Source organism: Polaromonas sp. P3_C2, from assembly GCF_056402675.1.
The window spans coordinates 1-3,930 of record NZ_JBFUGX010000403.1; the positions used below are offsets into that span (position 1 = coordinate 1).

Sequence of the window (3,930 nt, forward strand, 5' to 3'; positions counted from 1 at the left end):
GTGTTGCCCCCTTGAGGGGGTTCCGGCTACACGAAGTGAGCCGAGACAGGGGTGTCACACAAACTTTCTGATGTCAACAAAGTGGCCGTGCACGGCGGCCGCGGCGGCCATCGCCGGGCTCACCAGGTGCGTACGGCCACCAGCGCCTTGTCGGCCTTCAAAATTGCGGTTGCTGGTGGATGCGCAGCGTTCGCCCGGCTCCAGCCGGTCGGCGTTCATGGCCAGGCACATCGAGCAGCCAGGCTCACGCCATTCAAAGCCGGCGGCCACAAAAATCTTGTCCAGCCCTTCGCGCTCGGCCTGTTCCTTGACCAGGCCTGAGCCCGGAACGACCAGCGCAAGCTTGACGTTCTTGGCAACCTTCTGGCCGATCTTCTTGATGACGGCGGCTGCCTCGCGCATGTCCTCGATGCGGCTGTTGGTGCAGGAACCGATGAACACCTTGTCGATGTACAGGTCGTTCAGCGCCTTGCCGGGCTCCAGGCCCATGTACTTCAACGCGCGTTCGATGGCATCGCGCTTGTTGGCGTCTTTTTCCTTGTCGGGGTCGGGCACGCGGTCGTCAATCGACAGCACCATTTCGGGCGAAGTGCCCCAGGTGACTTGCGGCAGGATCTGGCTGGCGTCGAGCTCGACCACGGCGTCGAACTTCGCGTCGGCATCCGAGTGCAGCGTGTTCCAGTATTTGGCGGCCATGTCCCATTCGACGCCGGTGGGCGAGAGCAAGCGGCCTTTGACGTAATCAATGGTTTTCTGGTCTACCGCCACCAGGCCAGCGCGCGCGCCGGCTTCAATCGCCATGTTGCAGACCGTCATGCGGCCTTCCATGCTGAGCGCACGAATCGCCGAGCCGGCAAATTCAATCGTGTAACCCGTGCCGCCAGCCGTGCCGATCTTGCCGATGATGGCGAGCACGATGTCCTTGCCCGTCAAGCCTGGGGCCAGCTTGCCTTCGACCTTCACGAGCATGTTCTTGGCTTTTTTGGCCAGCAGGGTTTGCGTCGCCATCACGTGCTCGACTTCGCTGGTGCCGATGCCATGTGCCAGCGCGCCGAAAGCGCCGTGGGTGGAGGTGTGCGAGTCGCCGCAGACGACCGTCATGCCGGGCAGCGTGGCGCCGCTTTCGGGGCCGATGACATGCACGATGCCCTGGCGTTTGGAGAGGAAGGGGAAGAAGGCGGCCGCGCCGAATTCCTTGATGTTGCTGTCCAGCGTGGTGATCTGTTCCTTGCTCACCAGGTCGGTGATGCCGTCGTAGCCCAACTCCCAGCCGGTGGTCGGCGTGTTGTGGTCGGCCGTGGCGACGATGGAGCTGATGCGCCAGACCTTGCGGCCGGCCTCGCGCAGGCCTTCAAAGGCCTGCGGGCTGGTGACTTCGTGCACCAGGTGGCGGTCGATGTAGAGGATGGCCGTGCCGTCGTCTTCGGTATGAACGACGTGCTCGTCCCAGATTTTGTCGTAGAGGGTGCGTCCCATGGGTTTCCTTCGTGATCTCTCGTTATCGTCTGTCGTGGGGGTGATTTTAGGCCGCTGCACTCGCAGCCATGGCTGCGGTTTTGGCAGCTTGGGCCGCGTTGGTGTGTGGTGCGGCGGGCTGTGTGAGGTGTTCCACCAGCAGCCGCGCCGTCAGGGGCAGGGTGGAAAAGTCACGCGCTACCAGCTGGATCTGGCGCTCGGCCCAGGCGTCGAGCAGGGGAAGGGACTCGAGCTCACCGACGCCGTGCATGAGTTCAAAGGCGCGCTGCGGCATCACGCCGACGCCCAGGCCGTTGTGGATCATGCGACACATTGCGTCCAGGCCGGTGACATGGATGCGCAGCTTGATGGTGCGGCCCAGTCGGGCGGCCGCTTCGCGCATGGCCAGGTAAATCGAACTGTTGGAGTGCAGTCCGACCTGGTCGTAGTCCAGTGCTGCTTCAAATTTGATAGCGCCTTGCGTACACAGGGCGTGGCCCCTGGGCACAATCAATACCAATTTATCGGTGCGGTAGGGCAGTACCTGCAGGTCACCCGCGCCGTCGGCAGTATTGCAGATGCCCAGATCGGCCGCGCCTTCCTGCACCGCGCGGACCACCTCGGTGCTCAGATGCTCTTCCAGGTCGATCTTGATGCCCGAATGCTCGCGGGTGAAGGCGCCCAGGTCTTCCGGCAAAAACTGCACGATGGCCGAGATGCTGGCGTGCACGCGCACATGGCCGCGCACGCCGTCGGCGTATTCGCTGAGCTCGCTCTGCATTTTCTCGAGGCTGAACAGCACCGAGCGCGCATGGTGGAGCAGGCTTTCGCCGGCGGGCGTCAGGTCAACACCGCGGGTGTGGCGGTACAGCAGCGGCGTGTCCAGCGTGATTTCGAGGTCGGAGAGGCGTTTGCTCACGGCTGAGGCGGCAATGAATTCGCGCTCGGCCGCCTTGCCGATGCTGCCGAGCTCGCACACAGCCACAAAGAGCTGAAGCGAGGTCAGATCAATGCGGCGGGCAAAGTTGCGTTCGGAGCTTTTCATGGCGTGGGCGTGACGTCATCGTGTTAGACGATGGTGAAACGCTATTTTGCTACCATGATTGGTGTTTTGTCATCGCAATGCACGATGCCCTGCTTGCCAATAGGCGTTTTCAGCCTGGGCCACCAAAATTTTTGATTTTTTAAGGCTCTAGCCCAATAACGACGGGCGCAAGCAGCTATCAAAAACGTAGCAGACAGCCGCGGGGCCTGCGGAACCTTGAGATGCGCCGCAGGGCTTTGGGGCATGAAAAAGCCCGCCGATGTTGCCAAGGGCGGGCTTTATGTCAACGCGTTGGCAGCTTAGCGCTTGGCCAGCGGCAACACCTGACGTGTCGTGGAGCCGGTGAACAACTGGCGTGGACGGCCGATCTTGTACTCGGGGTCGCCGATCATTTCATTGAGCTGGGCGATCCAGCCGACGGTACGGGCCAGCGCGAAGATGGCCGTGAACAGTGGCACCGGGATGCCGATGGCGCGCTGCACAATGCCGGAGTAGAAGTCGACATTGGGGTAGAGCTTGCGCGACACGAAGTATTCGTCTTCCAGGGCGATTTTTTCCAGCGCCATGGCGAGCTTGAACAGCGGATCGTTTTCCAGGCCCATTTCCTTGAGCACTTCCTTGCAGGTTTCCTGCATCAGCTTGGCGCGCGGGTCGTAGTTCTTGTAGACGCGGTGGCCAAAACCCATCAGCTTGACGCCGGAGTTCTTGTCCTTGACCTGCTTGATGAAGTCACCGATTTTCTCGATGCCGCCGGCTTTCTGGATGTCGCCCAGCATGTTGAGTGCCGCTTCGTTGGCGCCGCCGTGTGCCGGGCCCCAGAGGCAAGCCACGCCAGCGGCAATCGCTGCAAACGGGTTGGTGCCGGACGAGCCGCACAGGCGCACGGTGGAGGTCGAAGCGTTTTGCTCGTGGTCTGCATGCAGGATGAAGATGCGGTCCAGCGCGCGTTCAAGCACGGGGTTGACCTTGTACTCTTCGCACGGCGTGGCGAACATCATGTGCAGGAAGTTGCCGGCGTAGCTCAGGTTGTTCTTGGGGTACATGTAGGGCTGGCCCACGGTGTACTTGTAAGCCATGGCGACCAGCGTCGGCATCTTGGCGATCAGGCGGATGGCAGAGATGTCGCGGTGCTCGGGATTGGTGATGTCGGTGCTGTCATGGTAGAAGGCCGACAGGGCGCCGACCAGGCCGGTCATGATGGCCATCGGGTGCGCGTCACGGCGGAAGCCGCGCAGGAAAAACTGCATCTGCTCGTTGACCATGGTGTGGTTGGTCACGCGGCTGACGAAATCTTTCTTCTGCTCGACATTCGGCAACTCGCCGTACAGCAACAGGTTGCAGGTTTCCATGTAGTCGCAGTTGGTGGCCAGCTGCTCGATGGGGTAGCCGCGGTACAGCAACTCGCCCTTGTCGCCGTCGMTGTAGGTGAT

General features: G+C 61.8%; 3 protein-coding genes. All 3 read right to left on the reverse strand.

Translation table 11 applies throughout. The features are described 5' to 3' along the window. Window positions 1–54: 54 nt before the first annotated feature. Window positions 55–1,476 (reverse strand): 3-isopropylmalate dehydratase large subunit, encoded by a 1,422-nt coding sequence (leuC, locus tag AC1DWI_RS15960; RefSeq protein WP_477671350.1) that lies wholly within the window; start codon window positions 1,474–1,476, stop codon window positions 55–57. Between the two features lie 46 nt (window positions 1,477–1,522). Next, entirely contained in the window at window positions 1,523–2,500 is a 978-nt protein-coding gene (locus tag AC1DWI_RS15965) for a LysR family transcriptional regulator (protein WP_477671351.1), read from the reverse strand. 299 nt (window positions 2,501–2,799) lie between these two features. After that, a partial coding sequence (gene gltA, locus AC1DWI_RS15970) for a citrate synthase (protein WP_477725197.1) occupies window positions 2,800–3,930 on the reverse strand: 1,131 nt, incomplete at its 5' end.